The following is a 25,473-nucleotide window of genomic DNA, read 5'->3' as shown; positions in this document are numbered from 1 at the left end:
GCCTGCGAGCACGGCGGGACGCAGTGCCGGGACGACGGCGGGAATGCCGGACGGTCCAGATACACTTGACAGTTCTGTCCCTGGTGTCGCGAACGAGGAGCAACGTGGCAGACCACCCCAGCCAGCCGTCGGCCGAGCAGCGAGAGATCGCTGCCGAGCAGGCGTACGTCGACGTCGTCTACGGACGTCTCGAGGAGTCGACGAAGGCGGCCCAGGCGCTGGCCCGTGAGGGCTACGCGCGCGGGCACGTCGGTCACGAGGGCGGTCTCGTGGAGCGGGACGCGATGGTCTACCAGGCCTCCAAGCGCATCGCCGCGCTGAACGCCGCGCACGAGGGGCTCGTCTTCGGCCGCCTCGACCTTCGTGACGGCGACCGACGCTACATCGGCCGCATCGGGGTCCGCGACGCCGAGCGCGAGGTGCTGCTCATCGACTGGCGCGCTCCCGCGGCGGCGGTGTTCTACCAGGCCACGGCGCAGGACCCGGCCGGCGTCGTGCGTCGCCGGGTGCTCCGCAGCCGCGGTTCCACGGTGGTCGGTGTCGAGGACGACCTCCTCGACGGCGAGCACGCCCCCGACGACATGGTGGTCGTCGGCGAGGGCGCGCTGCTCGCCAGCCTGTCGCGCGCCCGCGACGCGTCCATGCACTCGGTCGTCGCCACGATCCAGAAGGAGCAGGACGAGGCGATTCGCGCACCCAGCCGCGGTGCCACCACCATCGGGGGCGGCCCGGGCACAGGCAAGACCGTCGTCGCCCTGCACCGCGCCGCGTACCTCCTGTACGTCGACCGTCGCCGCTTCGAGAGCGGAGGCGTGCTCGTCGTCGGGCCGTCGGGCGTCTTCATGAACTACATCGAGCGCGTCCTCCCGAGCCTCGGCGAGACCTCGGTGACGCTGCGCTCGCTTGGCGAGGTCGTCGACGGCGTCTCCGCCGGCGCGCACGACCGCGCCGACGTCGCCGCCGTCAAGGGCTCGGCGCGCATGGTCGAGGTGCTGACCCGCGCCGCCCGCGCCGCCCAGCCGGGCGAGCCGACCGAGTTCCGCTACTTCTACCGCGACGACGTCCTGCGCCTCGATGCCGCCGCGCTCGACCGGCTGCGTCGCCAGCTCGTCTCGGGACAGCAGCGCAACCGTGCGTACGGGCGCGTCCAGAAGACCCTCCTCGACGCGCTGTGGGCGCAGGTCGAGGGCGAGCGTGCGCTCGAGAAGGAGCGCGACGAGTTCGACAAGGTCCTCACGGGCGACGACGCGTTCCTCGACTTCGCCGCCGCGTGGTGGCCGCCGCTCGACCCGGTCGACGTGTGGGAGTCCCTCGCCGACGTCGAGGTGCTGCGCCGCTACGCCGAGGGCGTTCTCAAGCGTCGCGAGATCGAGCTGCTCGCCGCAGCGTGGCAGGAGGCTGGGGGCGTCCCCTCGATCGAGGACGTGCCGCTGATCGACGAGCTGCGCTACCTCCTCGGTGAGGTCCCGCCGGCCGACGAGGACGACGACCCGTTCGACGTCAAGCAGCTGATGTCGTTCGAGCGCGAGGAGCAGGCGTCGCGCAAGCAGCGTGCGACGCAGTCGATCGAGGACGACTCGTACGCGCACGTGCTGGTCGACGAGGCCCAGGACCTCTCGCCGATGCAGTGGCGCATGCTGGGCCGGCGCGGCAAGTACGCGAGCTGGACGATCGTCGGCGACCCGGCGCAGTCCTCGTGGCCGTACCCGGACGAGGCGGCGGCCGCCCGCGCTGCCGCGCTCGACGGGAAGGACGAGCACTTCTTCCGGCTGTCGACCAACTACCGCAACTCCGCCGAGATCTACGACCTGGCGGCCGAGGTCGCCCACGCGACGATCCCGGGTGCTGACACCCCTGACGCCGTGCGCCGCACGGGGCAGGAGCCGCGCCACGTGCTCGTCGCGCCCGACCTCGTGCACGCCGAGGTGCGCAGCGGCGTGCGCGACCTGCTCGCCGCGGTGGAGGGCACGGTCGCCGTCGTCGTCCCGGCGGCCCGCCGTGACGAGATCGCGGACGCCCTCGCCGAGGAGCGGGAGGAGTTCGACCGCCTGCGCGTGCTCGACGGTCTCGACACCAAGGGGCTGGAGTTCGACGCCGTGCTCGTGGTGGAGCCGGACCAGATCGTCGCGGAGTCCGACGCAGGCTGGCGCACGCTCTACGTCGTGCTCACCCGTGCGACGCAGCTGCTGCTGACGGTCGGCTCGACGCGCGACTGGCTGGACCGCATCGGCCACTGAGCCCGCGAGTCACCGTGTGCGTGCCCGCGAGTCACCGCGCGCGGTCGGCGAGCTGCGCGCCCCACGCGCGCGCACGCTCGAGCTCGCCGTCCGCGAGCGGACCCTCGTACCCGTGCACGCCGAAGGTCTCGGCCTTCGCGGCGGGCTCGTACCCGAGGGAGACGAGCCGCTTCAGGGCCTTCTTCGCGGCCGACCCCGGCAAGCGTGGCGAGACCGTCCTCGTGTCGAACGTCGCGACGGCGACCCTCGTACGCGGCGCGCCTAGCGCGTCGATCCACTCGCGGATCCCGCGGGCGGGGATCGTCGTGGCGCCGCGTTCCTTCGCGCTCTCTCGCGTCGCGGGTCGCGACATGCCGAACGCGTGCGTCGGTCCGCCCACGACCAGGAGCTGCGTCGACGGATCCGGACCGGTCTCGTCCGACGCCGCTCGTACGGAGACCTCCGCCTCGCCGAGCCGGGAGGCGATGCCCTCCGCGACCGCGCGGGCGACCGCCTCGGTGTTCCCCCAGATCGACTCGTACACGACCTCTGCTCGCGCCATCGCACGCACCCCCTGTGGTCACGCTAGGGCACCCGCACCGGGGTCGCGAGCCACGTGCAACGTGACTCGCGACCGCGGTGGCGGTGACTCGCGGGGTCAGCTGAAGACGCCGAGCTCGCGGATCGAGATGCCGTAGTCCGTCGCCCGGTCGACGCCCTGCACCCGTACGTACCGTGCCGAGCGTGGGGGGAACGTCGCCGTGTCCGAGCCGCCGTTGGAGGAGTCGACCGTCGCTGCCGTGCTCCACGTCTTGCCGTCGGTCGAGACCTCGACGCGGTACCGGGACGCATACGCCGCCTCCCAGTCGATCGTCACCCGCGAGACCTGCCGCGCGGTGTTGAGATCGACCTGGAACCACTCGTCGTCGTGTCCCCACCGGCTTGCCCAGCGCGTCGACAACGAGCCGTCGACCGCCTGCGCCGGCTTGAGCCGCCCCAGCAGCGTCCACTCGGTGGAGCTTGCGCTCGCCGCCGCGCCGCGCGCCAGGTTGAGGCCCGGGGCCCAAGCAGCGGCCGCGGTCCACGTGTCGAGGTACGACTGCGCGCCGGCCATCAGGTCGTCGGTGAGCGCCGACCCGGCCGTACGACGCAGGCTCTCGATCCAGTCCGGGACCATCCCGTAGTGCGCGACGCCCTCGGTGTTGTAGTCCCACACGCGCTCGCCCGTACGCTGCCGGTCGAGCACCGCCCCACCGTCGACGGAGGTGAAGGGGTACGTGATCTTCTGGGCGTCGTCCGCCGGGGGAGCGGGGGTCCCGCCGAACCCGTTCATGTCCGTCCCGTACCCGTACGCGACGCCGTACTTCTGGCGCAGCGGGCGCGTCGCCTGCCAGTCGGCGACGAACTCGCCGACGGAGTGGCCGTACTGCGTCGCGAACCCGCCGAGCTTGTAGAGGCGCTCCGTCGAGGTGCCGGCGAGCCAGCTGTGGCTGGAGAGCGCGCCGGGGTAGCCCGACGCCTCCATGACCTCGAACGCGCGGTCGGCGGCCTTGGCGCTCATGTGGTCCAGCTCGACCATCATGTTGCGCTGCAGCATGCCCTTCAGGGCGTACTCGCCCAGGTCGCTCAGCCCTCGCGGGTTGCAGTGCGGGCCGGTCGGGTAGACCGGGAGCACCGCGGGAAGGCCCGGGATCACGGCGAGCTCCTTCGGGATGACGCCGCCGATCACCGTGTTGTCCGGGGTCTGGCCCGGCTTGCAGGGCTGCGGGTTCCACCAGGTGCCGGTGGTGAGGAACTGGCCGATGTTGACGATGAGCCCGGTGGTCCCGGCGTCGTAGCGCACGCCGCAGAGCGCGTTGTCGAACTTGTGGCAGAGGAACATGCTGCTGACGCCGAGGCTCTTCAGCTCGTCCAGACCGCGGTCGATGTCAGCCTTGCTGCACTGCGCGACGCCGAGGACCTGCTTGCACCCGAACGGCTCCGAGACCTCGACGCCGAGGACCACGGCCAGCTTGCCCTGCTCGACGACGCTGCGCGCCTGCTGCGGGGTGGTGACGACACGGAACCAGCCCTTGCCGGCACCGCCGTACTGCGCGTCGATGTACGACTGGAGCTCGTACGTCTTGCGGGCCTGCCTGCGTACGGCGTCCATGTCGTCGCACGGTGCCTCGTTCGGCCCGGCGACCAGGCCGAGGATCGTGCAGAGGCCCGTGTTGGAGACGAGGTCGTTGACCATGATCCGCTGGCCGCCGCGCCACGCCCGCTCGACCCACTTGTAGTACATCTGCTGGTGCGTGAACGACGAGTACGTCGGCCACTCGGGGAACGTCGGCCAGCCCGTCGTGTCGTGCTTGTCGAGGGGTCCGGCTCCCTTGGCGGAGTTGGTGAGGTTCTCCAGCAAGGAGACGCCGTGGCCGTCGCAGTCCTGGAGCGCCTTCGCGATGCCGTCGGGGTTGAACGTCTCCCCGCAGACGGCGTGCCCGCCGAAGCCCTCGTCCGAGAACATGTGAGTGTGCGCGTCGACGTAGCCGCGGACGTCGCCGCTCGGCGCGGTGCCGGTGAACGGCGCCCCCGTCACGTTGACCTCGGACTCGACCGCCGGCGGGTTCGTGGGCTCCCACCACTGGCCTTGCGCGGCGGCCGGACCGCCCGCCGTCGCCGCCACCAGGAGCCCGAGCGCGGCCGCCACCACGCCGACCGCCCGTGCTCTGCGTCCTCGTCCTCGACCGCTGCTCGCTCTCATCACGCCCGCCTCCGCTCGCCCGCCACTTGGACGTGAATGTTAGGTGCGTCACATCTTGTACGCCAGTCCAAGTTGTGCAGGTGTCCGAGAGTGAGACACGCCGCAGCCGTCGCTCGGTCCCGTACGCCAGACTGGAGGGGATGCCTCAGTCGAACGAGACCCCCGCTGCTGCCGATCCCGTGCCCGTCGCTGCTCGACGTGGCCGGCGCCGGTGGATCCCTGTCATGCTGCTCGTCGTCCTCGGCCTCGCCGTGTCGTGCGTCGTCGCGCTGACGATCTTCACGAACGCGCACCGCCCGGTGCTCGTCGGCGCGCACTCCGGCGTCGTGACCCCGACGTTCGACGGGCACGCGACGCTCGACTTCGGCTCCGTCCTGCCCCAGGTCCGGATGCCGATCGACGCGCCCCTCGGCATCGGCGTCTCGATCGACATCGGTGACACAGAGGCCGACAGCCTCGACGAGCTGGTCGCGCGCGACGCGGTCATCGCCTCCCAGCCCGAGGCGGAGATCGAGCAGATCAGCACGGTCGTCCGCGACATCGCCATCGCGTCGGCGCTGCGCGGGCTCGGGGTCGGGCTCCTGACGGTCCTGGCGCTCGTCGCGGTGTGGATGCTGGTCGGGCGTCGCCGGCGCCACGAGCTCGGCGAGCGGGTGGGGGCCGCGTGGCACCGTCGCCGGCTGCCGCACGGACCTGCACGAGCTCTCGTCGCCCTGGCCCTCGCGACCGTGCTCGCCGTCGCCCTGCTGGCGTGGCCGCAACCGGCGGTCCAGGAGGTCGCGGACAAGCGCTGGCGGCCGATCGGCGAGGTGTACCCCGAGATCCCCGACGACCTCGACCTCAGCGCGGTCCAGATCTCCTCGGGCAGTGCGACCGACGCGAGCCGTGCGATCGTCGAGTCGGCGATCTCCACGTACGGCACGTCGGTGAAGTTCTACGGCGCGATGGCAGACCGAGTGCCGGAGATCGCGGCCGAGCTGCGCCAGCCGGCCGAGGGCGAGATCGTCGCCGTCCTCGTGGCGGACCGGCACGACAACGTGGGCATGGACTCGGTGGTTCGGGCGGTGGCCGACGAGGTCAGCGCGTCGCTGCTCATCGACGCCGGCGACGACACCTCGACCGGGGGGTCGTGGGAAGGCTTCAGCATCCGCTCGCTCGCGCGCCAGTTCCGCGACATCCCGACCGTCGCGGTCGCCGGCAACCATGACGAGGGCGACTTCGTCACCGAGCAGATGAAGGACGAGGGCTTCACGGTCCTCGACGGCGACCCGACCGACGTCGAGGGCATCAGCTTTCTCGGCTACAGCGATCCGCGCAGCTCGGGGCTGACGGCCGGGTGGGAGCAGGGCTCCACCTCGATCCGGGAGCAGGGCCAGGCGCTCACGGAGACCGCGTGCGAGGACGGAGGGGTCAGCACGGTCGTCGTGCACAGCCCGACGACGGGCGAGGAGGTCGCGGCGTCCGGGTGCGTCGACCTCGTCCTCTCCGGTCACCTCCACGTCCAGCGGGGTCCCACGGTGACCACGGCTCCGAACGGCCGCCAGACCGTCTCGTACACGAACGCGAGCACCGGTGGCGCCGCGTTCGCGTTCGCGCTGGGCAGCAAGCTGCGGCGGCAGGCGCAGGCCACGCTGATCACCTACAAGGACGGTCGCCCGGTCGGGCTCCAGCCGGTGAACTTCAACCCCGACGGGACGATCGCGGTCGCCGAGTACGTCGCGTTCGACCTGGCGACCGAGGCCTCGCCGGCCGACGCCCCCACCACGACGCCCTCGACGAGCACACCGGAGACGGCAGGCGAGTAGGGGCCTCCGGGACCTTCCGGGGTCCTCTCGGTGGTCTCACCGATGGGCGCACCGGCGCCGTACGGTGCACCGTGGAGAGCATGACACCCATGGCTCCTCTCGGCCCGCGCCACCCGCTCGTCGTCGGCCCGGCGCTCGTCGCGCCGCTGCTGATCCTCGTCGCGGGCCTGCTGCGCCTCGTCGACGCGATGGACGGCGGGTACGGCGGGGGGACCGCCGGGGACCTGGGTCATGCCGCGCTCCTGTTCGCGGCGCTCCTGCTCGCGGTCCTGGTCGTCGGGCTCGCCCGCAGCGTTCCTCCCATCACCGGGTCGGGTCGCGGGGTGACAGAGGTGGCGGTCGCGGCGGGCCTGCTCGGTGCGGCCGGGTCGATGTGGGCCTCGGCGGGCGCGCTGTGGGTGGACGGTCCGGCAGCGTCTCGCCCCGAGGTGGTCGCCGAGGCGGCGCCCGCCCTGCTCGTCGCAGGCCTGGCGACGTTGCTGCTCCTCCTCGTCGAGCACGGCGAGCTGGCGTGGTGGAGCCCCGCCTGCGTCGTCACCGGCGCGTTCCTCGTGGCCGCGAACGCCGACCTCACGCCGTTCGCAGCGTCCTTGCTGCTCCTCGGCCTCGCCCCACTCACGTCGTTGCGGCTCCCGCTGCCCGCGGGCTCGCCTCTCGCGCGGCGCGACGCCGGCAGAGGCCGGTCAGCGTGAGGCCGTGCCCCCACGGTGCGCTACGCTCGCGCCCATGAACGCACACACCACGCTCGGTTGGTGGCGCCGCCTGTAGGCGGCGTCTCGTGCTTTCCCCCAGACCCGCCACTCGGCCGGTCTGGGCAACCCGTCGGCCGACGACCACGAAGGACCGACGATGACCTCACCTGATGTCGCTGCGGCGCTCGCGCACCTCGTCACGCTCCCCTCGTACGCGCTCGTCCGCGTGCGGGACTCCGACCGTGTCATCCTCCTCGGGGGGACCCGCACGGACGTGGACTCGCTCATGGACGTCCCTGTGCCCGATCCGGTGCCGGGCGCACCGGCCTCGTACGACAACCTCGTCCTGGTGCCGTTCCGGCAGGTCCGCGAGCGGGGCTTCGAGGCGCACGACGACGGCACGCCGCTGTCGGTGATCGCGGCCGAGACGTCGCTGGAGGTGCCCCTCGACGCGCTGCTCGAGGTGCTGCCGGACGGCGAGGTCGCGCTGGCCGACAAGGGTGGCTTCGAGACCGACGACGCGACGTACGCGCAGCTGGTGCGCGAGGTGATCGACACCGAGATCGGTCAGGGCGAGGGCGCGAACCTCGTGATCGGACGCCACTACCGTGCCCGGCTCGCCGACTGGGGCGCGACCGGGGCGCTGACCGTCCTGCGGCGGCTGCTCGAGCGCGAGCGGGGTGCGCACTGGACGTTCCTGGTCTTCACCGGCGAGCGCTACCTGATCGGCGCGAGCCCGGAGCGCCACGTGAGTGTCGACGCGGGCCAGGTCCGGATGAACCCCATCTCGGGCACGTTCCGGCTGCGCGGGCTCGAGACGCAGGCGGACCGCAAGCGCGAGCTCCTGAGGTTCCTCGACGACGAGAAGGAGATCTACGAGCTCTTCATGGTCGTCGACGAGGAGCTGAAGATGATGTGCGACATCTGCTCCGAGGGCGGCCTGGTGCTCGGTCCGTACCTCAAGCCGATGACGCACCTCGTGCACACCGAGTACCTCCTCGCCGGACGCACCCACCGCGACGTACGCGAGGTGCTGCGCGACTCGATGTTCGCCGCGACCGTCACGGGGAGCCCGGTCGAGAACGCGTGCCGGCTCATCAAGAAGTACGAGACGCACGGCCGCGGCTACTACGCGGCAGCCGCCGCGCTGCTCGGCCGCGACGACGAGGGCCGACCCACTGCCGACTCGCCGATCCTCATCCGGACGGCCGACGTCGACCTCGACGGCAACCTCCTGGTGACCGCGGGGGCGACGCTCGTCCGCGACTCCGACCCCGACTACGAGACGGCGGAGACCCACGCGAAGGCTGCCGGGGTGCTCAGCGCGTTCGGTCTCGTGCCGGCCGCACCGGCTCCGTCGGAGGGGTTCGACGCGTTCGCGCACGACGACGAGGTGCTGATCGCGCTCGGCTCGCGCAACCAGCGGCTCAGCCAGTTCTGGTTGTCCGACCAGTCGGGGGCCGCTCCCGCCGCGCTGCTGGCCGGCAAGCGCGCGGTCGTCCTCGACAACGAGGACGACTTCGTCAACATGCTGGCGCACGTCCTCGGCGTCCTCGGGATCACGACCGACGTGCTCCGTCACGAGGAGTACGCCGGCCCGCAGGCGTTCGACGGGTACGACCTCGTGATCGTCGGCCCGGGTCCGGGCGACCCGCGGACGCTGGAGGACCCGAAGATCGCGACCGTACGCCGCGCGGTGGACGACCTGCTCGCGGCGGGGCGCCCGTTCCTCGCCGTCTGCCTCGGCCACCAGGTCCTGTGCGGGGCGCTCGGCCTCGACCTCGCGTACAAGGACATCGTGTTCCAGGGGACGCAGAGCGCGCTCCCGCTGCGCGGACGGACCGAGACCGTCGGGTTCTACAACACCTTCGTCGCCCGGGTGCCCGACGCGGGGCTGCCCGAAGGAGTGACGGTCGAGACTGACGCGGAGTCCGGTGACGTGCACACGGTCGCGGGTCCGGGCTTCCGGGGGATCCAGTTCCACGCCGAGTCCATCCTCACCCAGCACGGCGACCGCATCATCGGCGACCTCGTCGCCGAGCTGCTGGGCTGAGCGCCGGCACCGGGAAAGCAGAAGGGCCACGCGCACCCCCGGTGCGCGTGGCCCTCTTCTCTGGAGGGGCCCAGGTGACTCAGGACCCGAGCGAGCCGCCGTCGGAGTCGAGCGTCACGTCGGCCGTGTGCTGCTCGCCCCCACGGGTGTAGGTGATCTTCACCTTCTCGCCCGGCTGGTAGCCGCGGATCGTCGCCACCAGGGCGTCCGAGCTGGCGACCGGCTGGTCGCCGACCCGGATGATCACGTCACCGGTCTTGAGACCGGCCTTCGCGGCGGCGCTGTCGTTCGACACCGACTTCACCTCGGCGCCGATGGTGGTCATGCCGTCGGACTCGACCGCGTCGGACACGGTCACGCCGATGCGGGCGTGGGCGACGGTGTCGCCCTTGACCAGCTGGGACGCGACGTTCTTGGCGAGGTCGACCGGGATGGCGAAGCCGAGGCCGATCGAGCCGGACTCGCTGCCGCCGCTGGTGCGGATCGCGGTGTTGATGCCGATCACGGCGCCGTTGAGGTCGACGAGCGGGCCGCCGGAGTTGCCGGGGTTGATCGCCGCGTCGGTCTGGATCGCGGGGAACACGTTGCGCGACTCGGCGGTCTCGCCCGCGGTCACCGGCCGGTTGAGCGCCGACACGATGCCGGACGTCACCGTGCTCTCCAGCCCGTACGGCGAGCCGATGGCGACGACGTCCTGGCCGACGCGCAGGTCGGCGGAGTTGCCCAGCGTCGCCGGGGTGAGGTCGCTCTTGCCCTCGGCCTTGACGACCGCGAGGTCGGTGACCGGGTCGCGACCGACGATCTGGGCGCGGGCGATCGAGCCGTCGCTGAAGGAGACGGTGATCTCGCCGCCGTCGGCAGCAGTCTCGACCACGTGGTTGTTGGTGAGGATCTCGCCGTCGGAGCTGATGATGATGCCCGTGCCGCTGCCGCCGCTGTCGCCGCCGCGGACGTTCAGCTGGACGGTGGAGGGGAGCACCTTCTGGGCGACCTTCTCGATCTCACCCTGGCTGATCGAGGCGCTCGAGGCGTTGGAGGTGTTGTCGAGCGAGGAGGTCGAGGACGACGGGCCGGAGCTGTCGTCGTTGAGCGCCTGGTAGCCGGCCGCACCGCCGATGCCTCCCACGAGGCCGGCGACGAGGGCACCCGCGACGACCGCCGCGGCGAAGCCCCCGCCGCGCTCCTTCTTGGGCGCGGGCGTACGGGACTCCTGCGGCGTGAAGCCGAAGGGGTAGGGCTGCGTCCGCTCGCCGGCGTTCTCGCTCGGGTCGGACGCGGCACCGTACCGGTGCGTGTACGGCGTGCTGCTCGGGTATCCCGTGCTGGCGCCGCTGCCGGTCGCCGCAAACGGGGTGGAGGGCTGCGGCGCCTGCTGCGGGGCCGAACCCTGCGGGTCTGTAGGACGGGACTGATCGTTCATGCCTCCAGCATGACGCGTACGACTAAGAGGCCGCTGAGACGGTTCTGGGACGATCGGAAGAGGTTACTGGGGATCTGCTGAGAGCTCGGGCCCATCCTGTGGTCGCGCCGGCTGACCGGGGATGCGCATCGTCATCAGCGCGCCGCCCGACGCCGCTCGGCCGGCCGTGACCTGCCCGCGGTGGCGGTGCGCGGCCTGCGCCACGATCGCGAGCCCGAGGCCCGAGCCCGGCAGACGCCTCGCGTCGCGCGAGCGGTAGAAGCGCTCGAAGACGTGCGGGAGGTCCTCGTCGCTGATCCCCGGGCCGGCGTCCTCGACGGTGAGCGTGCCGTCGTGCAGCCGCACGCGGACCTCGCCGAGAGGCGGGCTCCACTTCGCGGCGTTGTCGAGAAGGTTGGTGACGGCGCGCTCGAGCGTGCGGGATTCGCCGACCACGATCCAGGGCTCGGTGTCGACCTCGAAGGCGATCCCGGGGGCGCGGCGCTGGACGCGCTCGACCGCGGTCGCCACCACCTCCGAGAGGTCGATCGGCTCGGGGTCGGGCGCGCCCTCGTCGCGGGCGAGCTCGACGAGGTCGCCGACCAGCGTCGCGAGCTCGTCGACCTGGGCTCCGACGTCGGAGATGAGCTCGAGGCGCGCCTGCTGTGGCATCCCGCCGCGCTCCTCCGCCTGGCCGAGGAGCTCGATGTTGGTCTTGAGCGAGGTCAGCGGCGTACGGAGCTCGTGCCCGGCGTCGGCGACGAGCTGGCGCTCACGCTGTCGGGAGGCGTCGAGGGCCACCATCATCTGGTTGTACGCCGTCGTGAGCCGTCCGAGGTCGTCCGTGCCGTGGACGGCGATCGGGCGCAGCTCACCGGTCCGGGCGACGTGCTCGACCGCGGTGGTGAGACGTCGGACGGGGCGCAGCCCGCCCGTGGCGACCACCGAGCCGAGCAGCCCCGCCACGAGCACGCCGAAGATCCCGACCGCCCACAGGACGAACCCGAGCCGGTCCAGCGCGGCGTCCATGCTCGCCATCGACTGGGCGACGACCAGTGCGCGTCCGGATCCGGCGTACACGGCGACCACCCGGTACGAGGTGCCGTCGATGTCGGCCGTGCGCAGCGAGTGCGTGCGTTCGCCCGAGGCGACCTCCTCCTCGTCGGGACCGACGTAGTCGGCGAGGCGCGGGTCGGGTTCGCCGGACCGGATGACGGTCATCTTGACGTCGCTGGCGATGAGCGCCGTCTGGGGGATGCCGCGGATGTCCCACTCGGTGGCGATGCCTGCCTGGACGGCGGCGACGGCACGGCGCTGGAGGTTCTCGTCGAGGCTGGAGGTGAACTCGGCCTTGACGCTGACGTACACGATCACGCTCACGAACGCGAGGGTGATGCCGACGGCCGCCGTCGTCAGCAACGAGATGCGGGTGGCGAGAGGGAGGCCCTCGGCCCGGTCGTGCAGCCAGCGGCGGAACGACGCGACGTCGCGGCCCATCACCAGGGCTCCGCTCTCACGGCGCGGTCTCGCGCAGGACGTACCCGACGCCTCGTACGGTGTGGAGCAGGCGGGGTTCGCCGTCGGCCTCGAGCTTGCGGCGTACGTACCCGACGTAGACCTCGAGCGAGTTGGCCGTGGTGGGGAAGTCGAAGCCCCAGACCTCCTCGAGGATGAACGAGCGCTCCAGGACCCGCTTCGGTCGCTCCATGAACAGCTCGAGCAGCGCGAACTCCGTACGGGTGAGCGAGATGTGCCGCTCCCCGCGGGTGACCTCGCGGGTGGCGGTGTTCATCGTGAGGTCGGCGAACTCGAGCACGACGTCCGCGTCCTCCTCGGCCGAGCCCGAGCGCGCCGACCGACGCAGCAGGGCGCGGACGCGCGCCAGCAGCTCGGCGAGGGCGAAGGGCTTGGTGAGGTAGTCGTCCGCCCCTGCGTCGAGACCGTCGACCCGCTCGTCGACCGCGTCCTTCGCGGTCAGGACCAGGATCGGGACGTCGTTGCCGGCGGTGCGCAGCGCCCGGGTCGTCTCGAGACCGTCCAGGCGCGGCATCATCACGTCCATGATGATCGCGTCGGGGTGGATCATCGGTACGCGGGCGAGCGCCTCGGCGCCGTCGGAGGCGACGTCGACCGTGTAGCCGTTGAACTCCAACGAGCGCCGGAGCGAGTCACGGACCGCCCGGTCGTCGTCGACCACGAGGATGCGCATGGGGACAGCGTGCCAGGTCGCGCCCAGCCCCACCGGCGAGTCGGGGGCGCGTCAGGTCGTCGTAGAGGCCGACCCGGCGAGCAGCTGCTCGGCCGCGGCACTGGCCCGCGCGCCGTACGTGCCGCCGAAGAGGGCCGCGTGCACGAGCAGCGGATGGAGCTGGTGGAGCGGCACCCGTTCGCGCCACCCGTCCGCGAGCGGCGAGGCCTCGTCGTAGCTGTCCACGATCCGTTGGAGGTGCTGGATCCCGAAGAGCGCGAGCATCGCGAGGTCGGTCTCGCGGTGGCCTCCGTACGCGGCGGGGTCGATGAGGAAGGCCCGGTCCTCGGTCGACCAGACGACGTTGCCCGACCACAGGTCGCCGTGCAGGCGCGCCGGTGGCTCGGCCGGCCCCGCGAGCTCGTCGAGGCGGCGGACCACCTCCTCGACCGGTGCCGCGTCCTCGCTCGTCATCGCGCCGCGGTCCACGGCGACCTTGAGGTACGGGAGCACGCGGCGGGTCGCGTAGAACTCGGTCCAGGTCGCCGCCGGCTTGTTGGGAAGGGGAGCGAGGCCGATGTAGCCGTCGCGAACGAAGCCGAACTCCTCGGCGCCGGCCGCATGGGTCTGGGCCAACGCCCGGCCGAACGCCTCGGCGGCGTCGGCGGTCGCCTTGGCCGGCTCGATCCACGACACGATGAGGCAGTCCTCGGAGACCCCGAGCACCTCGGGCACCGCGACCCCACCGGCCTCCGCGAGCCAGCGGAGCCCGTCGGCCTCCGCGGTGTAGAAGTCGTGCGGCGCGTGCGGTCGCGTCTTGAGCACCGCACTGCGTCCGTCGGTGAGCCGAAGCCTGATCGCCGTGTTGGTGTCACCGCCGGCTACCGGTGTGGTGGCGACGACACCTGCCCCGAGCAGGGCCTCCGCCTTCGCTGCAATGCCCCCCATGCGCGCCATGTGCTGACGCTACACACGCGCGAGGGTTCCCGCCGGGATCACTGCGTGAGCTCGCGCACGAGCTGCGGCGCGTGCGCGACGATCGCGTCCGCGGTGCGCTCGATCAGGCCGAGCACGTGCTCGAAGCCTTCGGGGCCTCCGTACCAGGGGTCGGGGACCTCGTCGTCTCCCGGCGTCGCCACAGGGTCGTACGACCGGAACATCGCGATCTTCGCGCGGTCCGAGGGGGTGCGGGCGAGCGCGGCGACGTCGTCGTAGTTCGACGCGTCCATGGTCAGGATGAGGTCGTGGTCGGCGAACCACTCGCTCGTGATCTGCTGCGCGCGGTGGCGGGTGGGGTCGTACCCGTGCTCGGTGAGGACGGCGGCCGCGCGGGGGTCCATCGGCTCACCACGATGCCAGCCACCGGTCCCTGCGGAGTCCACGCGGACCTCGTCGGAGAGGCCGGCGTCGTCGAGCTTCTGCTCCAGCACCACGTCGGCCATCGGTGAGCGGCAGATGTTGCCGAGGCAGACGACGGCGATCCGCAGCGGGTGTCCGGGCTCGGTGTCGGTCATGCCCCCACGCTAGTCCGCGCCCGTGCTCGTGCGCGTCGGCGCTAGTTCGCGTCGACGCTAGTCCGCATCGACGAAGAGACGCAGCGCCATGTTGACGAGCGAGATGACGATCGAGCCCCAGAGCGCGACCCAGAAGCCCTCGACGTGGAACTCGACCGGCAGCGCCTGCGTGATCCACGCGGTGAGCCGCAGCAGGAGCGCGTTGAGGACGAGCAGCAGGATGCCGAGCGTCAGCACGATGAACGGGATGGAGAGGAACTTCAGGACCCGGCCGACCGTCAGGTTGATCGCGGTGAACACCGCGGCGACGATGAGCAGGGCGCCGGCCTTCTCCCAGCCGTCCTGTCCGGCGTCGCCGATGCTGATGCCGCTGAAGATCCAGGCCGCCACGGCGATCGCGGCAGCGTTGCACAACCAGGTGAGGACGAGCTTCATGCGTCCATCCAAGCAGACGGACCCGCCGTACCCGCCCGGTGCTCAGCCCGCGACCTCGGGCACCGGCGAGGCGGGGGTCGGGGAGGGGCGCGACAGCTGCGCGAGGGCGATGCCGGCGACGACGAGCAGGCCGCCGAGGATCTGCACGGCGTCGAGAGACTCCCCGAACCACACCCATCCGAGCGCAGACGCACCGACCGGCTCGAGCGTCGCGACCATGGTCACGACGGTCGCGGGCAGGTACTGCAGGGCACTGAGCTCCATGAAGAACGGCGCGAGCGTGCCGAGCACGACGATCCAGGCGAGGACGGCCCAGAGCGGCACCTCGTACGCGTCGAGCGCGCCGAGCAGGTTGGCGGAAGCGTCGAGGCCGTCAGCGGTCCACACCGGGCGGACGAGGTTCATCGCGAGCGCGGCGAAGCCGAAGGCCCACACCACGACCCGGATCGGGTCGGCCTCGCGCACGCCGTGCTCGCCGACGAGGAAGTACACCGCGAAGCAGACCGCGGCCGCGAGCCCAGCGAGCATCCCGAGCCCGTCGAAGGCGAGCCCTTCGGCGATCTGGGCGACGAGCGCCAGCCCGAGCAGGGTCATGGCGACGGCGACCCACATCGTGCGCCGGACCTGCTGCCGTTGGACGAAGCGCGCCCACAGCACGACGAGCACGGGGGCGAGGTACTCGAGGAGCAGCGCCATCCCGACCGGGATGCGGTCGATGGCGATGTTGTAGGTCCACTGCACGCCAGCGACACCGACGATGCCGAGGAGCAGCAGCATCACGAGCTCGCGCCCGCGCGGCAGGCGCAGCGCGGAGCGGTCGGTGAGCGCGGCGAAAGCGAGGAAGAGGAGCGCCGAACCGGTCGTGCGCAACGAGGTGAGCAGCGCCGGGTCGACCCCGGCGCGCAGGGCGACCCGGGAGACGCCGGCGTTGACGACGAAGAGGACTGCGCCGCCGACGACGAGCCCGTACCCGATTCCTGCCGACGACTCGGTGCGTGCCACCTCGGGATGCTCTCACGGAGCAACGGCTACTTCTGCGGCACCCACGTCCGCCCGGCTGCTGCGCCGGTGCTCACCACGAAGGGCGGCGACGGCTCGGTGCGGGCGACGACACCCGACCTGCGTGCCGCCTTCGCGACGCGGTCGCGGAAGTCGAGCCAGGCGGCCCCGTCGGGTGCGCCGTCGTCGTCGGGAGCGCTCAGCGGCGCCAACGTGACCGCCCCGGGGTCCGTACGGACGAAGCCGGCCGTCGCCTCGTACCGGTCGAAGCCGGTCAGCAGCGACCAGCGACCAGGGGCGACCGGCCTCGACATCGTCGCCTGCGCCACCTTCGCGACGACCGCGTCGGCGGTGTCGCGGTCGGTCTCGAGGACCAGACGGGTCGCCAGCCACTCCTCGGCCCCGCCGCCTCGGGGCTTCTCGCCACGCTCGGCCCGGCGTCGCGCCGCCGCCTGTCGTCGCCGCTGGTCCAGCCAGAGCAGCACCAAGAAGACGGCGACTCCGACGAGGAAGGTCGTGGAGGGCACGTCGGCGAGGCTAGCAGCCGCTGCCCGCTCGACCCTGGACGACGACGGGCCTAGGGTGCGGGCATGGGCGAACCCCGCATCAGAGAGGCGCTCGACGGCGTGCCGGAATACCGACCGGGACGACCGCCGAACGCCGCCGACGACCGAGTGCCGTACAAGCTGTCGAGCAACGAGAACCCCTTCCCGCCGCTGCCGGGCGTGCTCGCGGCCGTGCAGGACGCAGCCGGCACCATCAACCGCTATCCCGACATGGGAGCCACAGAGCTGTACGCGGCCCTGTCGCGGCACCACCAGGTGCCGGTGACCGACCTCGCGGCCGCGACCGGGTCGGTGGCCGTGCTCTACCACCTGCTCCAGTCGACCTGCGAGAGCGGCGACGAGGTCGTCTACGCGTGGCGGTCGTTCGAGGCCTACCCGATCGCGGTCCGTCTGGTCGGCGCGACACCGGTCGAGGTCCCGTTGACGCCGACCGCCGAGCACGACCTCGACGCCATGCTCGCCGCGCTCACCGACCGCACGCGGGTCGTGATCGTGTGCACGCCCAACAACCCCACGGGGACCGCGGTCGACGCCGAGGCGCTCGCGGCCTTCGTCGCTCAGGTGCCTGAAGACGTCCTCGTCGTCGTGGACGAGGCGTACGTAGAGTTCGCGGCGACGCCCACGGGTGCGCTGGAGCTCTCCCGTGCCCGCGACAACGTGGTGGTGCTGCGGACGTTCTCGAAGGCGTACGGGTTGGCGGGTCTGCGGGTCGGGTACGCCGTGGCGCCCGCCCGGATCGCGACGGCCGTGCGGAAGGTCGCGCTGCCGTTCGGCGTGTCCGCGCTCGCGCAGACGGCGGCCGTCGCCTCCCTGGAGGCGGAGAAGGAGCTCCTGGCCCGTGTCGAGTCGCTGGTCGCCGAGCGCGACCGGACGGTCTCGGCCGTGCGTGACCTCGGCTGGTCGGTCCCGGACGCCCAGGCCAACTTCTTCTGGCTGCCCACGGGCGAGCGTACGACCGAGGTGGCCGAGGTGTTCGGGCGCGACGGCCTGTCCGTCCGCCCCTTCGCCGGCGACGGCATCCGGATCACCGTGGGGGAGCCGGAGGCCAACAACCGTGTGATCGAGGTCCTCCGGCGCCTGGCCGGCTGACCCCGCTCAGCGCATGTCGACCGGCTGCGACGTCGACTCCAGCACCGAGAGCCACAGGTCGCCGTCGGGCGAGACCGAGTGCCGGCGTTCGATCACCAGCGGGATCGGCACGTGCACGAAGCGGTGGCGTCGCCGGCCGACGACCATGTCCGTACGCCCGGCCATCGCGGCGTGCACGGCGACCTGCGCCAGCCGGGCGCAGTACACGGAGTCGGACGGGTCGGCCGGGATCGCGCGGATGCCGTAGCCGGGGTCGAGGAACTTCAGCGTCAGAGGCTCGCCCCGGTCGCGGAAGTCGTTCTCGATGGCCTCGCGGACGACGGTCGCGATGTCGCCCAGCTCGCTGTTGCCTGACGCGTCGGAGCGGCCGGTCGCGCCGGTGAGGTCCTGGCCTGCTCCCTCGGCGAGGACGATGACGGCGCTGCCGTAGTCGCGCACCCGCCGCTCGAGCGAGCGCAGCAGGCCGTTCTCGCCCTCGAGGCTGAAGGGCACCTCGGGGATCAGGACGAAGTCGGCGTCGTGGTTGGCGAGCGCCGCGTAGCAGGCGATGAAGCCCGCGTGGCGGCCCATGACCCTGACGAGCCCGACGCCGTTGTAGGCGGACTCGGCCTCGATGTGGGCCGCGGAGATCGCGCGCGACGCCTCGCCGAAAGCCGTGGCGAAGCCGAAGCTCTGGCCGATGTGCGGGATGTCGTTGTCGATCGTCTTGGGGATGCCGACGACGCCGATCGGGAGGTCGCGGCGGGTGATCTCCTCGACGATGCGGTGGGCGCCGTGCATCGACCCGTCGCCGCCGATGACCAGGAGGGCGTCGATGCCGAGCTCGACGAGCCGGTCGACGATCACGGCCGGGTCCTGCGCGCCGCGGGAGGTGCCGAGGATGGTGCCGCCGCGCTCGTTGATCGAGCCCACCAGCTGCGGGGTCAGGTCGATCGGCTCGAGACCGAGCTCGGGGACCAGCCCGGCGTACCCGTTGCGGAAGCCGGTCACGCGGGTCACGCCGTAGTGCGTGTAGAGCTCCAGCGTGACGGCGCGGATCACGTCGTTGAGGCCGGGGCACAGGCCGCCGCAGGTGACGACGCCGACGTGGGTGGTCGCCGGGTCGTGGAAGATCGCGGGACGAGGCCCTCCAGGCTCGAAGGACGGCCAGCGTTCGATCGGCTCGTTGCGCTGCTCCAGGAGCGAGATCGTGTCGTCGTAGAGGACTCGGTCGCCCTCCGACACGTAGTACTCGTTGGTCTTGCGTCCCGCGACGTAGCTGCTCAGCGGCGACTCGTACGTGCAGGGGCCGAGGGTGGAGACCTGGAGGTCGTCGAGGGTAGGCACAGGACGAGGGTAGGTGGCGCGGGACGGTCGGTGCGCGCGTTCGGTGGGCGGAGGAGGGCGGAACGGGCAGCCAAAGTGGGATCTGCGTTCGCATGTTGCCGACCGGTCTGCGTGCGGCGTGGACATATTGCTATGCTGATCGGCGTCGTCACCTTCATCTTGCCAATTTCGTTGTTTCCCAGGAAAAATGGACCTCTCGCTTCTCCTCGGCTTCGCAGGCCTGTGCGTCCTGCTCGCGCTCACTCCCGGCCCCGACACCTTCCTCGTGCTGCGTTTCAGCCTCGGAGGCACGCGTACGGGGCTGGCGGCCGCGCTCGGGTCGGCAACCGGCTCGCTCCTGTGGGCGCTGGCCGTCGCCGCCGGGCTCGCGACGCTGCTCGAGCAGTCGGCCGAGGCGTACCGCGCGGTCAAGATCGCGGGCGGGCTCTACCTGGTCTGGCTCGGCCTGCGCGCGCTGCTGCGCCGCGGCAAGGGGATCGGTGACGTGGAGGGCGCGTACGGGGTGCGGGCGCGCGCCGCGATGCGGGCGGGCCTGATCTCCAACGTCCTCAACCCGAAGGTCGGACTGTTCTTCGTCGCCGTCGTGCCGCAGTTCCTGCCGGGCCACGAGGCCTCGCTCGGCGCGACGATGGTGCTCGGAGCGATCTTCGCCGCGATCGGATTCGTCTACTTCGCGGGGATCGCTGCGCTCGCCGGCCGCGCGCTCACCTGGCTGCGGCGTCCGCGCGTGGAGCGCGCGATCGACCGCGGCACGGCCGGCGTCATCGCGACCCTCGGCGTCTCCACGCTGGTGTCCGCGGCCCGCTGAGTCAGGGCCCGATCGGCCGGGGCTCCTCGCGGACGACCTCGCGCGGGTCCTTGTCGTCGCGCAGGCCCTGGTAGCGCGGGTGGCGCAGGCGGCCGGCCCCCGTCCACTCGCTGAAGCCGATCTCGACGACGAGGCTCGGCTCCACCCAGTGCGTCTGCGACGGGCTCGAGCGGCTCGCCTTGCGGATCTCGGCCGCGGACTCGGCGAACGGGTTGGTGTCGCTGGCCAGGGGTCCCAGCAGCGAGCCGAGGTGTGCCAGGGTACGGGCGTCGAAGCCGGTACCGACCTTGCCGGCGTAGCGCAGCACGTCCCCGTCGTAGTAGCCGAGCAGCAGGGCGCCCAGGCCCGAGCGCGATCCTTGAGGATCGGTCCACCCGCCGACCACGAGCTCCTGGCCGCGGACGACCTTGAACTTGAGCCAGTCCGGGGACCGCCTCCCGGGCTGGTAGGTCGACGCGGCCCGCTTGGCCATCACTCCCTCCCAGCCTGCGTCCTGGGCGTGGTGGAAGAGCGCGAGCCCGCGCTCGGCCTCGTGCGTGCTCAGTCGGATCGTGTCGTCGTATGCGAACGCGTCGCGCAGCGCGTCCTTGCGGGCGGTCAGCGGCAGCGGGCACAGGTCGTGACCGTCGAAGCGTGGGAGGTCGAACACCCAGTACGCCAGCGTCACGCCGGCGTTCGCGATGGCGCGCCGGTCGGTGACGTGCATCCGCTTCTGCAGGTCCTCGAAGCTCGTCTGGTCGCCGCGCATCGCGCACAGCTCGCCGTCGATCACCCAGCTCTTCGGGCCCCGCAGGGCCTTCAGTGCGCGGATGACCTCCGGATAGCTGGCGCTCACGTCGAGACGGTTGCGGGTCCAGAGCCGGACGTCGGCGCCGTCGCGGACCGCCATCAGCCGCTCGCCGTCGAGCTTGCGCTCGAAGACCCACGCCGGGTCGTCGAAGCGTCGCGACGAGAGGGTCGCGAGCATCGGCGCGATCCATTCCGACGGCATGGCACGACCGTACGCCCATGTCGCGTGTCTTCGTGCCCCTTGACGGCAGCGACCCTGGCGCGGAAGGGTACCCCATCAATGGAACGCTGTTCCGATTTTGAAGGGATCACTCATGCATCGTGCTCGTCCCGCCCGGCTCGCCGCCGCTGCCGTCCTCGCCCTCGGCGCGCTTGCCTTCACCCCGTCCACCGCGTCGGCCGACCCCGCGCCTGCCGTCGCCCACTACTCGTCGCAGGTCGTCAACGACGGTGCCGACGTCTACTACCCGGCCGACGCCCGAGGGGACCTCCCCGTCGCGCTGCTCATGCAGGGGGCCCAGGTCCACCGCATGCACTACGCGGAGTACGCGCGCACGGTCGCGTCGTACGGGTTCGTCGTCGTGGTGCCGAACCACAAGCGCCTGGTGTTCTTCGACCACGACTACTACCCGTCCCAGAAGATGCCTGCGGAGGCGATCGAGTGGATGGACGACGAGAACGTCGATCCCGCCTCCCCGCTCGCCGGCAAGATCGACACCGACACGCTGGTTCTGCTCGGCCACTCCTTCGGCGGTGCCGCCGCACTCAACGTCGCGGGTGAGACCTGCGGCATCCCGTTCTGCACGACCCTCGGCTACACGCTGCCCGACGAGGTGAAGGCAGCGTCGCTGTTCGGCACCAACAACATCTCTCCGCTGCTCGGCACCTCCGCCCGCATCGACAACCAGATCCCCGTGCAGCTCGTCCAGGGCACGGTCGACGGCGTGGCGCTGCCGCAGGACGCGGAGACCTCGTACGCGAGCCTCGAGAACGGACCGAAGCAGATCGTCCGCGTCGCCGGGGCCAACCACTACGGGATCACCAACACGCAGAACCCCGCGGGAGCCGATCCTGACGCCAGCGTCCAGCCGATCTCGCAGGCTTCGAGCATCGCGACGTCGGCCCGCTGGGCGGCGCTGTTCCTCAAGGCGCAGCTCGGTGACGGTGCGGCCGCCGACTACGTCTTCTCCACCGGCGACGCCTCCGACCCTGCGGTGACGGTGACCAGCGCGACCGCCTGACGACGGGGCCGGTCCGTGCGGCGCTCGCGGTGCTAGCCTGACTGCACGGTGTGAGCCCGCTCACACCTGTGGGGCGTCTGCCCAACCACCGTTCGAGTGGCGTCCCGCATCTCACATCCGCCGGCCCGGTGATCCCGGGGCCGCCGAACGCGAGGAGTGCCGCATGGCCGACCCTGTCGACCCTTCGCTCGTCCAGCTGCTCACCCCTGAGGGAGAGCGCGTCGAGCACCCCGACTACCACTTCGACGGAGACGACGACGTCATCGCGGGCCTCTACCGCGACCTCGTCCTCACCCGGCGCATCGACACAGAGGCCACCGCCCTCCAGCGGCACGGTGAGCTCGGCATCTGGGCGTCGCTGCTGGGCCAAGAGGCCGCGCAGGTCGGCTCGGGTCGCGCGCTTGCCCCTCAGGACTACGTCTTCCCGACGTACCGCGAGCACGGCGTCGCATGGTGCCGGGGAGTCGACCCGATCGCGCTCCTGCGCCTCTTCCGCGGCACCGACCAGGGCACCTGGGACCCCGACGAGCACAACTTCGGCCTCTACACGATCGTCATCGGCGCTCAGACCCTCCACGCGACCGGGTACGCGATGGGTGTCCAGCGCGACGGCGCGGTCGGCACCGGCGAGCCCGGTCGTGACGCGGCGGTCGTCGCCTACTTCGGTGACGGCGCGACGAGCCAGGGCGACGTGAACGAGGCGTTCGTGTACGCCGCGGTGACCAACGCGCCGGTCGTCTTCTTCTGCCAGAACAACCAGTGGGCGATCTCCGAGCCCACGACCAGGCAGACCCGGGTCCCGCTCTACCAGCGCGCTGCCGGCTTCGGCTTCCCCGGCGTACGGGTCGACGGCAACGACGTCCTCGCCGTGCACGCGGTGACGACGGAGGCGCTCCAGCGGGCGCGGGAGGGGAGCGGGCCGAGCCTCATCGAGGCCTTCACGTACCGCATGGGCGCGCACACCACGACGGACGATCCGACGCGCTACCGCCACTCCGACGAGGTCGAGAGCTGGAAGCTGCGCGACCCGCTCGAACGGGTCCGCGCCTACCTGCGCCGCGTCAACGCGGTCGACGAGCAGTTCTTCACCGACGTCGAGGACGAGGCCGAACGCCTGGGCGAGACGCTGCGCGAGCAGGTGCGCGCGCTCGCCGACCCCGATCCGACCACCCTGTTCGACCAGGTCTTCGTCGAGCAGACGCCCGAGATCGCCGCCGAGCGCGACGAGTTCCGTACGTGGTCGGCGAGCCTGGAGGAGGTCGCGCGATGAGCCGCACCGTGACGATGACGATGGCCAAGGCGCTCAACGCCGGACTGCGCGCCGCGATGGACCGTGACTCCAAGGTCGTGCTGATGGGGGAGGACATCGGCAAGCTGGGCGGCGTCTTCCGCATCACCGACGGCCTCCAGAAGGACTTCGGCGAGGACCGCGTGATCGACACCCCGCTGGCCGAGGCCGGCATCCTCGGCACGGCCGTGGGTCTCGCGCTGCGCGGCTACCGCCCCGTCGTCGAGATCCAGTTCGACGGCTTCGTCTATCCCGCGTACGACCAGATCGTGAGCCAGGTCGCCAAGTACCGCTACCGCTCGGGCGGGCGGCTCTCGATGCCCCTGGTCGTCCGCATCCCGTTCGGCGGTGGCATCGGCGCTGTCGAGCACCACTCCGAGAGCCCCGAGGCGCAGTTCGCCCACACGCCCGGTCTCAAGGTCGTCGCGTGCTCCAACCCGCGCGACGCCTACGCGATGATCCAGCAGGCGGTCGCGTCGCCGGACCCGGTGATCTTCCTCGAGCCCAAGCGGCTCTACCACTCGACGAAGGCCGAGATCGACCTCGACGCCACACCTCCGCCGCTGTTCAGCTCGCGCGTCGTCCGGCCGGGGAGCACGGCGACGGTCCTCGCGTACGGGCCGTCGGTGTCGGTCGCGATGGGTGCTGCCGAGGCAGGCGTCGAGGACGGGCTCGACCTCGAGGTCATCGACCTGCGCACGCTGTCGCCGCTCGACATGGGACCGGTGCACGAGTCGGTGCGCAAGACCGGGCGCGCGGTCGTGGTCCATGAGGCCCACCGCAACCTCGGGCTGGGTGCCGAGCTCGCAGCCCGGATCAGCGAGGAGTGCTTCTACTCGCTGGAGGCCCCGGTCCTGCGCGTCGGCGCGTACGACATCCCGTACCCGCCCAGCAGGGTGGAGGAGTCGTACCTCCCCGACCTCGACCAGGTGCTCGACGCCGTCGACCGAAGCCTGGCGTGGTGAGGCCGGTGACCACGAACGAGTACAAGCTGCCCGATCCCGGTGAAGGTCTGACCGAGGCGGAGATCCTCACGTGGCACGTCGCCGTCGGCGACACGGTGAAGGTCAACGACATCGTCTGCGAGGTCGAGACCGCGAAGTCGGTCGTCGAGCTGCCCACCCCGTACGCCGGCACGGTCGTCGCGCTGCTCGTCGCAGCGGGCGAGACGGTGGCCGTCGGGACCCCGATCCTCGCCGTCGGGGACGCGGTGGCGGCGCAGGAGCAGCCGCCGGAGCAGGCGCCGGAGCAGGCGCCCGCCGAGGAGCACGAGCCTGTCGCCACCTTGGTCGGGTACGGCCCGCGCGAGCGCCAGTCGGTACGCCGCCGTCGTCGGGCCACCCCCGCCTCGGCCGACGGTGACGGGGCTCCCGACCGCCCGATCCGTACGCTCGCCAAGCCTCCGGTCCGCAAGCTCGCGAAGGACCTCGGCGTCGACCTCCGCGAGATCCCGCCCGGCGAGGGCGGGATCGTACGCAGGGCCGACGTCGAGGCCTACATGCGGACGCTCGAGACGACGGTGAGCCCCGCGTCCACGACGTCCGCCGAGGCCGACGAGTCCTCCGTGCCGGTCGTCGCGTCGCCGGGAGGGCGCGAGACCCGCGTCCCGGTGAAGGGCGTCCGCAAGGCGACCGCGGAGGCGATGGTCGCCTCGGCGTTCACTGCGCCGCACGTCACCGAGTGGCTCACCGTCGACGTGTCCGCGTCGATGGAGCTGCTCGACCGGATGCGACGCGACCCCGACCTGGCGGAGGTCAAGGTCTCACCGCTCCTGCTCGTCGTCCGGGCGGTGTGCCTGGCGCTGCGGCGGACGCCGGAGATGAACGCGACGTTCGACGCGGACGCGCAGGAGATCGTGCTCAAGCACGACGTCCACCTCGGCATCGCGACCGCGACGCCCCGTGGGCTCCTCGTCCCCGTCGTCCGTGACTGCGACCGCCTGCCGATGCCCGAGGTCGCGTCCCGGATCGCCGACGTGGTCTCGACGGCCCGCGAGGGGAAGACCCAGCCCGAGGCGCTCGCCGGAGGGACGTTCAGTATCACCAACGTCGGCGTCTTCGGCGTCGACGCCGGCACGCCGATCCTCGTCCCGGGTCAGACGGGGATCCTGGCGGTGGGCGCCATCAACCGCCGCCCCTGGGTGGTCGGCGACGACATCGTCCCTCGATGGGTCACGACCTTGGCCGTCTCGTTCGACCACCGGGTCGTCGACGGGGCTCAGGGCTCGCGCTTCCTTGCCGACGTGGGCACCCTCTTGGAGGATCCCGCACAGGCGATGACCCTCTGACCAGCGCGATGGCGGGTCCGGGACGGCGCCGACCC

General features: G+C 71.8%; 22 protein-coding genes. 10 read left to right on the top strand and 12 right to left on the bottom strand.

All coding sequences use genetic code 11. The annotated features are described in order from the left end of the window. Nucleotides 1-104: 104 nt before the first annotated feature. Complete coding sequence (locus NYZ95_RS09975) at nucleotides 105-2,237, top strand: HelD family protein (protein WP_262851121.1); 2,133 nt, start codon at nucleotides 105-107, stop codon at nucleotides 2,235-2,237. A 31-nt stretch (nucleotides 2,238-2,268) separates the two neighbouring features. On the opposite strand, the gene NYZ95_RS09970 is transcribed toward NYZ95_RS09975, so the two are convergent. Both NYZ95_RS09970 and NYZ95_RS09965 read right to left on the bottom strand, forming a co-directional pair. After that, complete coding sequence (locus NYZ95_RS09970; protein WP_262851120.1) at nucleotides 2,269-2,778, bottom strand: flavodoxin family protein; 510 nt, start codon at nucleotides 2,776-2,778, stop codon at nucleotides 2,269-2,271. 96 nt (nucleotides 2,779-2,874) lie between these two features. After that, nucleotides 2,875-4,959, bottom strand: coding sequence for a discoidin domain-containing protein (locus NYZ95_RS09965; RefSeq protein ID WP_262851119.1), 2,085 nt, complete (start codon nucleotides 4,957-4,959; stop codon nucleotides 2,875-2,877). A gap of 140 nt (nucleotides 4,960-5,099) precedes the next feature. On the opposite strand from NYZ95_RS09965, the gene NYZ95_RS09960 reads away from it, so the two are divergent. From NYZ95_RS09960 to NYZ95_RS09950, 3 genes are all read left to right on the top strand, one after another. Next, complete coding sequence (locus tag NYZ95_RS09960; RefSeq protein WP_262851118.1) at nucleotides 5,100-6,764, top strand: metallophosphoesterase family protein; 1,665 nt, start codon at nucleotides 5,100-5,102, stop codon at nucleotides 6,762-6,764. Between the two features lie 89 nt (nucleotides 6,765-6,853). Then, nucleotides 6,854-7,456 carry a hypothetical protein gene (locus NYZ95_RS09955; RefSeq protein ID WP_262851117.1) on the top strand — a complete coding sequence of 201 codons (603 nt, stop codon included), beginning with the start codon at nucleotides 6,854-6,856 and terminating at the stop codon, nucleotides 7,454-7,456. A 157-nt stretch (nucleotides 7,457-7,613) separates the two neighbouring features. After that, nucleotides 7,614-9,509, top strand: coding sequence for an anthranilate synthase family protein (locus tag NYZ95_RS09950; protein WP_262851116.1), 1,896 nt, complete (start codon nucleotides 7,614-7,616; stop codon nucleotides 9,507-9,509). A 79-nt stretch (nucleotides 9,510-9,588) separates the two neighbouring features. Here NYZ95_RS09950 and NYZ95_RS09945 read toward each other — a convergent pair whose 3' ends face one another. The 8 genes from NYZ95_RS09945 to NYZ95_RS09910 form a co-directional block, all read right to left on the bottom strand. Then, complete coding sequence (locus tag NYZ95_RS09945; RefSeq protein ID WP_262851115.1) at nucleotides 9,589-10,929, bottom strand: S1C family serine protease; 1,341 nt, start codon at nucleotides 10,927-10,929, stop codon at nucleotides 9,589-9,591. A 63-nt stretch (nucleotides 10,930-10,992) separates the two neighbouring features. Continuing rightward, nucleotides 10,993-12,405, bottom strand: coding sequence for a sensor histidine kinase (locus NYZ95_RS09940; protein ID WP_262851114.1), 1,413 nt, complete (start codon nucleotides 12,403-12,405; stop codon nucleotides 10,993-10,995). Nucleotides 12,406-12,421: 16 nt separating this feature from the next. Then, a complete protein-coding gene (locus NYZ95_RS09935; protein ID WP_262851113.1) occupies nucleotides 12,422-13,117 on the bottom strand; it encodes a response regulator transcription factor in 696 nt (231 codons plus the stop codon). Between the two features lie 51 nt (nucleotides 13,118-13,168). Next, nucleotides 13,169-14,053 (bottom strand): fructosamine kinase family protein, encoded by an 885-nt coding sequence (locus NYZ95_RS09930; protein ID WP_262851112.1) that lies wholly within the window; start codon nucleotides 14,051-14,053, stop codon nucleotides 13,169-13,171. 38 nt (nucleotides 14,054-14,091) lie between these two features. Continuing rightward, nucleotides 14,092-14,610, bottom strand: coding sequence for a low molecular weight protein-tyrosine-phosphatase (locus tag NYZ95_RS09925; protein WP_262851111.1), 519 nt, complete (start codon nucleotides 14,608-14,610; stop codon nucleotides 14,092-14,094). Nucleotides 14,611-14,667: 57 nt separating this feature from the next. Further along, nucleotides 14,668-15,045, bottom strand: coding sequence for a phage holin family protein (locus NYZ95_RS09920; RefSeq protein WP_262851110.1), 378 nt, complete (start codon nucleotides 15,043-15,045; stop codon nucleotides 14,668-14,670). Nucleotides 15,046-15,087: 42 nt separating this feature from the next. Next, nucleotides 15,088-16,047 (bottom strand): EamA family transporter, encoded by a 960-nt coding sequence (locus tag NYZ95_RS20405; protein ID WP_262851109.1) that lies wholly within the window; start codon nucleotides 16,045-16,047, stop codon nucleotides 15,088-15,090. 26 nt (nucleotides 16,048-16,073) lie between these two features. Continuing rightward, nucleotides 16,074-16,571, bottom strand: a complete 498-nt coding sequence (locus NYZ95_RS09910; protein ID WP_262851108.1) for a hypothetical protein — start codon at nucleotides 16,569-16,571, stop codon at nucleotides 16,074-16,076. Nucleotides 16,572-16,634: 63 nt separating this feature from the next. On the opposite strand from NYZ95_RS09910, the gene hisC reads away from it, so the two are divergent. Beyond that, nucleotides 16,635-17,699, top strand: coding sequence for a histidinol-phosphate transaminase (gene hisC, locus NYZ95_RS09905; protein ID WP_262851107.1), 1,065 nt, complete (start codon nucleotides 16,635-16,637; stop codon nucleotides 17,697-17,699). A gap of 6 nt (nucleotides 17,700-17,705) precedes the next feature. Here hisC and NYZ95_RS09900 read toward each other — a convergent pair whose 3' ends face one another. Next, complete coding sequence (locus tag NYZ95_RS09900) at nucleotides 17,706-19,025, bottom strand: ATP-dependent 6-phosphofructokinase (protein WP_262851106.1); 1,320 nt, start codon at nucleotides 19,023-19,025, stop codon at nucleotides 17,706-17,708. 187 nt (nucleotides 19,026-19,212) lie between these two features. Between NYZ95_RS09900 and NYZ95_RS09895 the strand changes: the two genes are divergently transcribed. Then, complete coding sequence (locus NYZ95_RS09895; RefSeq protein WP_262851105.1) at nucleotides 19,213-19,833, top strand: LysE family translocator; 621 nt, start codon at nucleotides 19,213-19,215, stop codon at nucleotides 19,831-19,833. Between the two features lies 1 nt (nucleotide 19,834). Here NYZ95_RS09895 and ligD read toward each other — a convergent pair whose 3' ends face one another. Beyond that, a complete protein-coding gene (ligD, locus tag NYZ95_RS09890; protein WP_262851104.1) occupies nucleotides 19,835-20,824 on the bottom strand; it encodes a non-homologous end-joining DNA ligase in 990 nt (329 codons plus the stop codon). Nucleotides 20,825-20,936: 112 nt separating this feature from the next. Here ligD and NYZ95_RS09885 point away from each other — a divergent pair, with 112 nt between their 5' ends. From NYZ95_RS09885 to NYZ95_RS09870, 4 genes are all read left to right on the top strand, one after another. Beyond that, nucleotides 20,937-21,863, top strand: a complete 927-nt coding sequence (locus NYZ95_RS09885) for an alpha/beta hydrolase family protein (protein WP_262851103.1) — start codon at nucleotides 20,937-20,939, stop codon at nucleotides 21,861-21,863. Nucleotides 21,864-22,026: 163 nt separating this feature from the next. Continuing rightward, nucleotides 22,027-23,133, top strand: a complete 1,107-nt coding sequence (gene pdhA / locus NYZ95_RS09880; RefSeq protein WP_262851102.1) for a pyruvate dehydrogenase (acetyl-transferring) E1 component subunit alpha — start codon at nucleotides 22,027-22,029, stop codon at nucleotides 23,131-23,133. Next, nucleotides 23,130-24,116 (top strand): alpha-ketoacid dehydrogenase subunit beta, encoded by a 987-nt coding sequence (locus NYZ95_RS09875; protein WP_262851101.1) that lies wholly within the window; start codon nucleotides 23,130-23,132, stop codon nucleotides 24,114-24,116. Before pdhA ends, NYZ95_RS09875 begins: the two co-directional genes overlap by 4 nt. 5 nt (nucleotides 24,117-24,121) lie before the next feature. Then, on the top strand, nucleotides 24,122-25,438 hold the full coding sequence (locus tag NYZ95_RS09870; protein ID WP_262851100.1) for a dihydrolipoamide acetyltransferase family protein: 1,317 nt from the start codon (nucleotides 24,122-24,124) through the stop codon (nucleotides 25,436-25,438). Nucleotides 25,439-25,473 lie beyond the last annotated feature (35 nt).

It is taken from the genome of Mumia quercus (assembly GCF_025506335.1).
Lineage (GTDB): Bacteria > Actinomycetota > Actinomycetes > Propionibacteriales > Nocardioidaceae > Mumia > Mumia quercus.
This window is presented reverse-complemented; position numbering and strand designations above follow the sequence as displayed.

Bases quoted from the DNA above. Each gene is read 5' to 3' on its own strand.
- NYZ95_RS09925 (WP_262851111.1), bottom strand. From the start codon at position 14,610: ATGACCGACACCGAGCCCGGACACCCGCTGCGGATCGCCGTCGTCTGC.
- NYZ95_RS09930 (WP_262851112.1), bottom strand. From the start codon at position 14,053: ATGGCGCGCATGGGGGGCATTGCAGCGAAGGCGGAGGCCCTGCTCGGG.
- ligD (WP_262851104.1), bottom strand. From the start codon at position 20,824: ATGCCGTCGGAATGGATCGCGCCGATGCTCGCGACCCTCTCGTCGCGA.
- NYZ95_RS09895 (WP_262851105.1), top strand. From the start codon at position 19,213: ATGGACCTCTCGCTTCTCCTCGGCTTCGCAGGCCTGTGCGTCCTGCTC.
- NYZ95_RS09885 (WP_262851103.1), top strand. From the start codon at position 20,937: ATGCATCGTGCTCGTCCCGCCCGGCTCGCCGCCGCTGCCGTCCTCGCC.
- NYZ95_RS09875 (WP_262851101.1), top strand. From the start codon at position 23,130: ATGAGCCGCACCGTGACGATGACGATGGCCAAGGCGCTCAACGCCGGA.
- NYZ95_RS09945 (WP_262851115.1), bottom strand. From the start codon at position 10,929: ATGAACGATCAGTCCCGTCCTACAGACCCGCAGGGTTCGGCCCCGCAG.
- NYZ95_RS09940 (WP_262851114.1), bottom strand. From the start codon at position 12,405: ATGGGCCGCGACGTCGCGTCGTTCCGCCGCTGGCTGCACGACCGGGCC.
- NYZ95_RS09970 (WP_262851120.1), bottom strand. From the start codon at position 2,778: ATGGCGCGAGCAGAGGTCGTGTACGAGTCGATCTGGGGGAACACCGAG.
- pdhA (WP_262851102.1), top strand. From the start codon at position 22,027: ATGGCCGACCCTGTCGACCCTTCGCTCGTCCAGCTGCTCACCCCTGAG.
- NYZ95_RS09935 (WP_262851113.1), bottom strand. From the start codon at position 13,117: ATGCGCATCCTCGTGGTCGACGACGACCGGGCGGTCCGTGACTCGCTC.
- NYZ95_RS09920 (WP_262851110.1), bottom strand. From the start codon at position 15,045: ATGAAGCTCGTCCTCACCTGGTTGTGCAACGCTGCCGCGATCGCCGTG.
- NYZ95_RS09955 (WP_262851117.1), top strand. From the start codon at position 6,854: ATGGCTCCTCTCGGCCCGCGCCACCCGCTCGTCGTCGGCCCGGCGCTC.
- hisC (WP_262851107.1), top strand. From the start codon at position 16,635: ATGGGCGAACCCCGCATCAGAGAGGCGCTCGACGGCGTGCCGGAATAC.
- NYZ95_RS09960 (WP_262851118.1), top strand. From the start codon at position 5,100: ATGCCTCAGTCGAACGAGACCCCCGCTGCTGCCGATCCCGTGCCCGTC.
- NYZ95_RS09965 (WP_262851119.1), bottom strand. From the start codon at position 4,959: ATGAGAGCGAGCAGCGGTCGAGGACGAGGACGCAGAGCACGGGCGGTC.
- NYZ95_RS09950 (WP_262851116.1), top strand. From the start codon at position 7,614: ATGACCTCACCTGATGTCGCTGCGGCGCTCGCGCACCTCGTCACGCTC.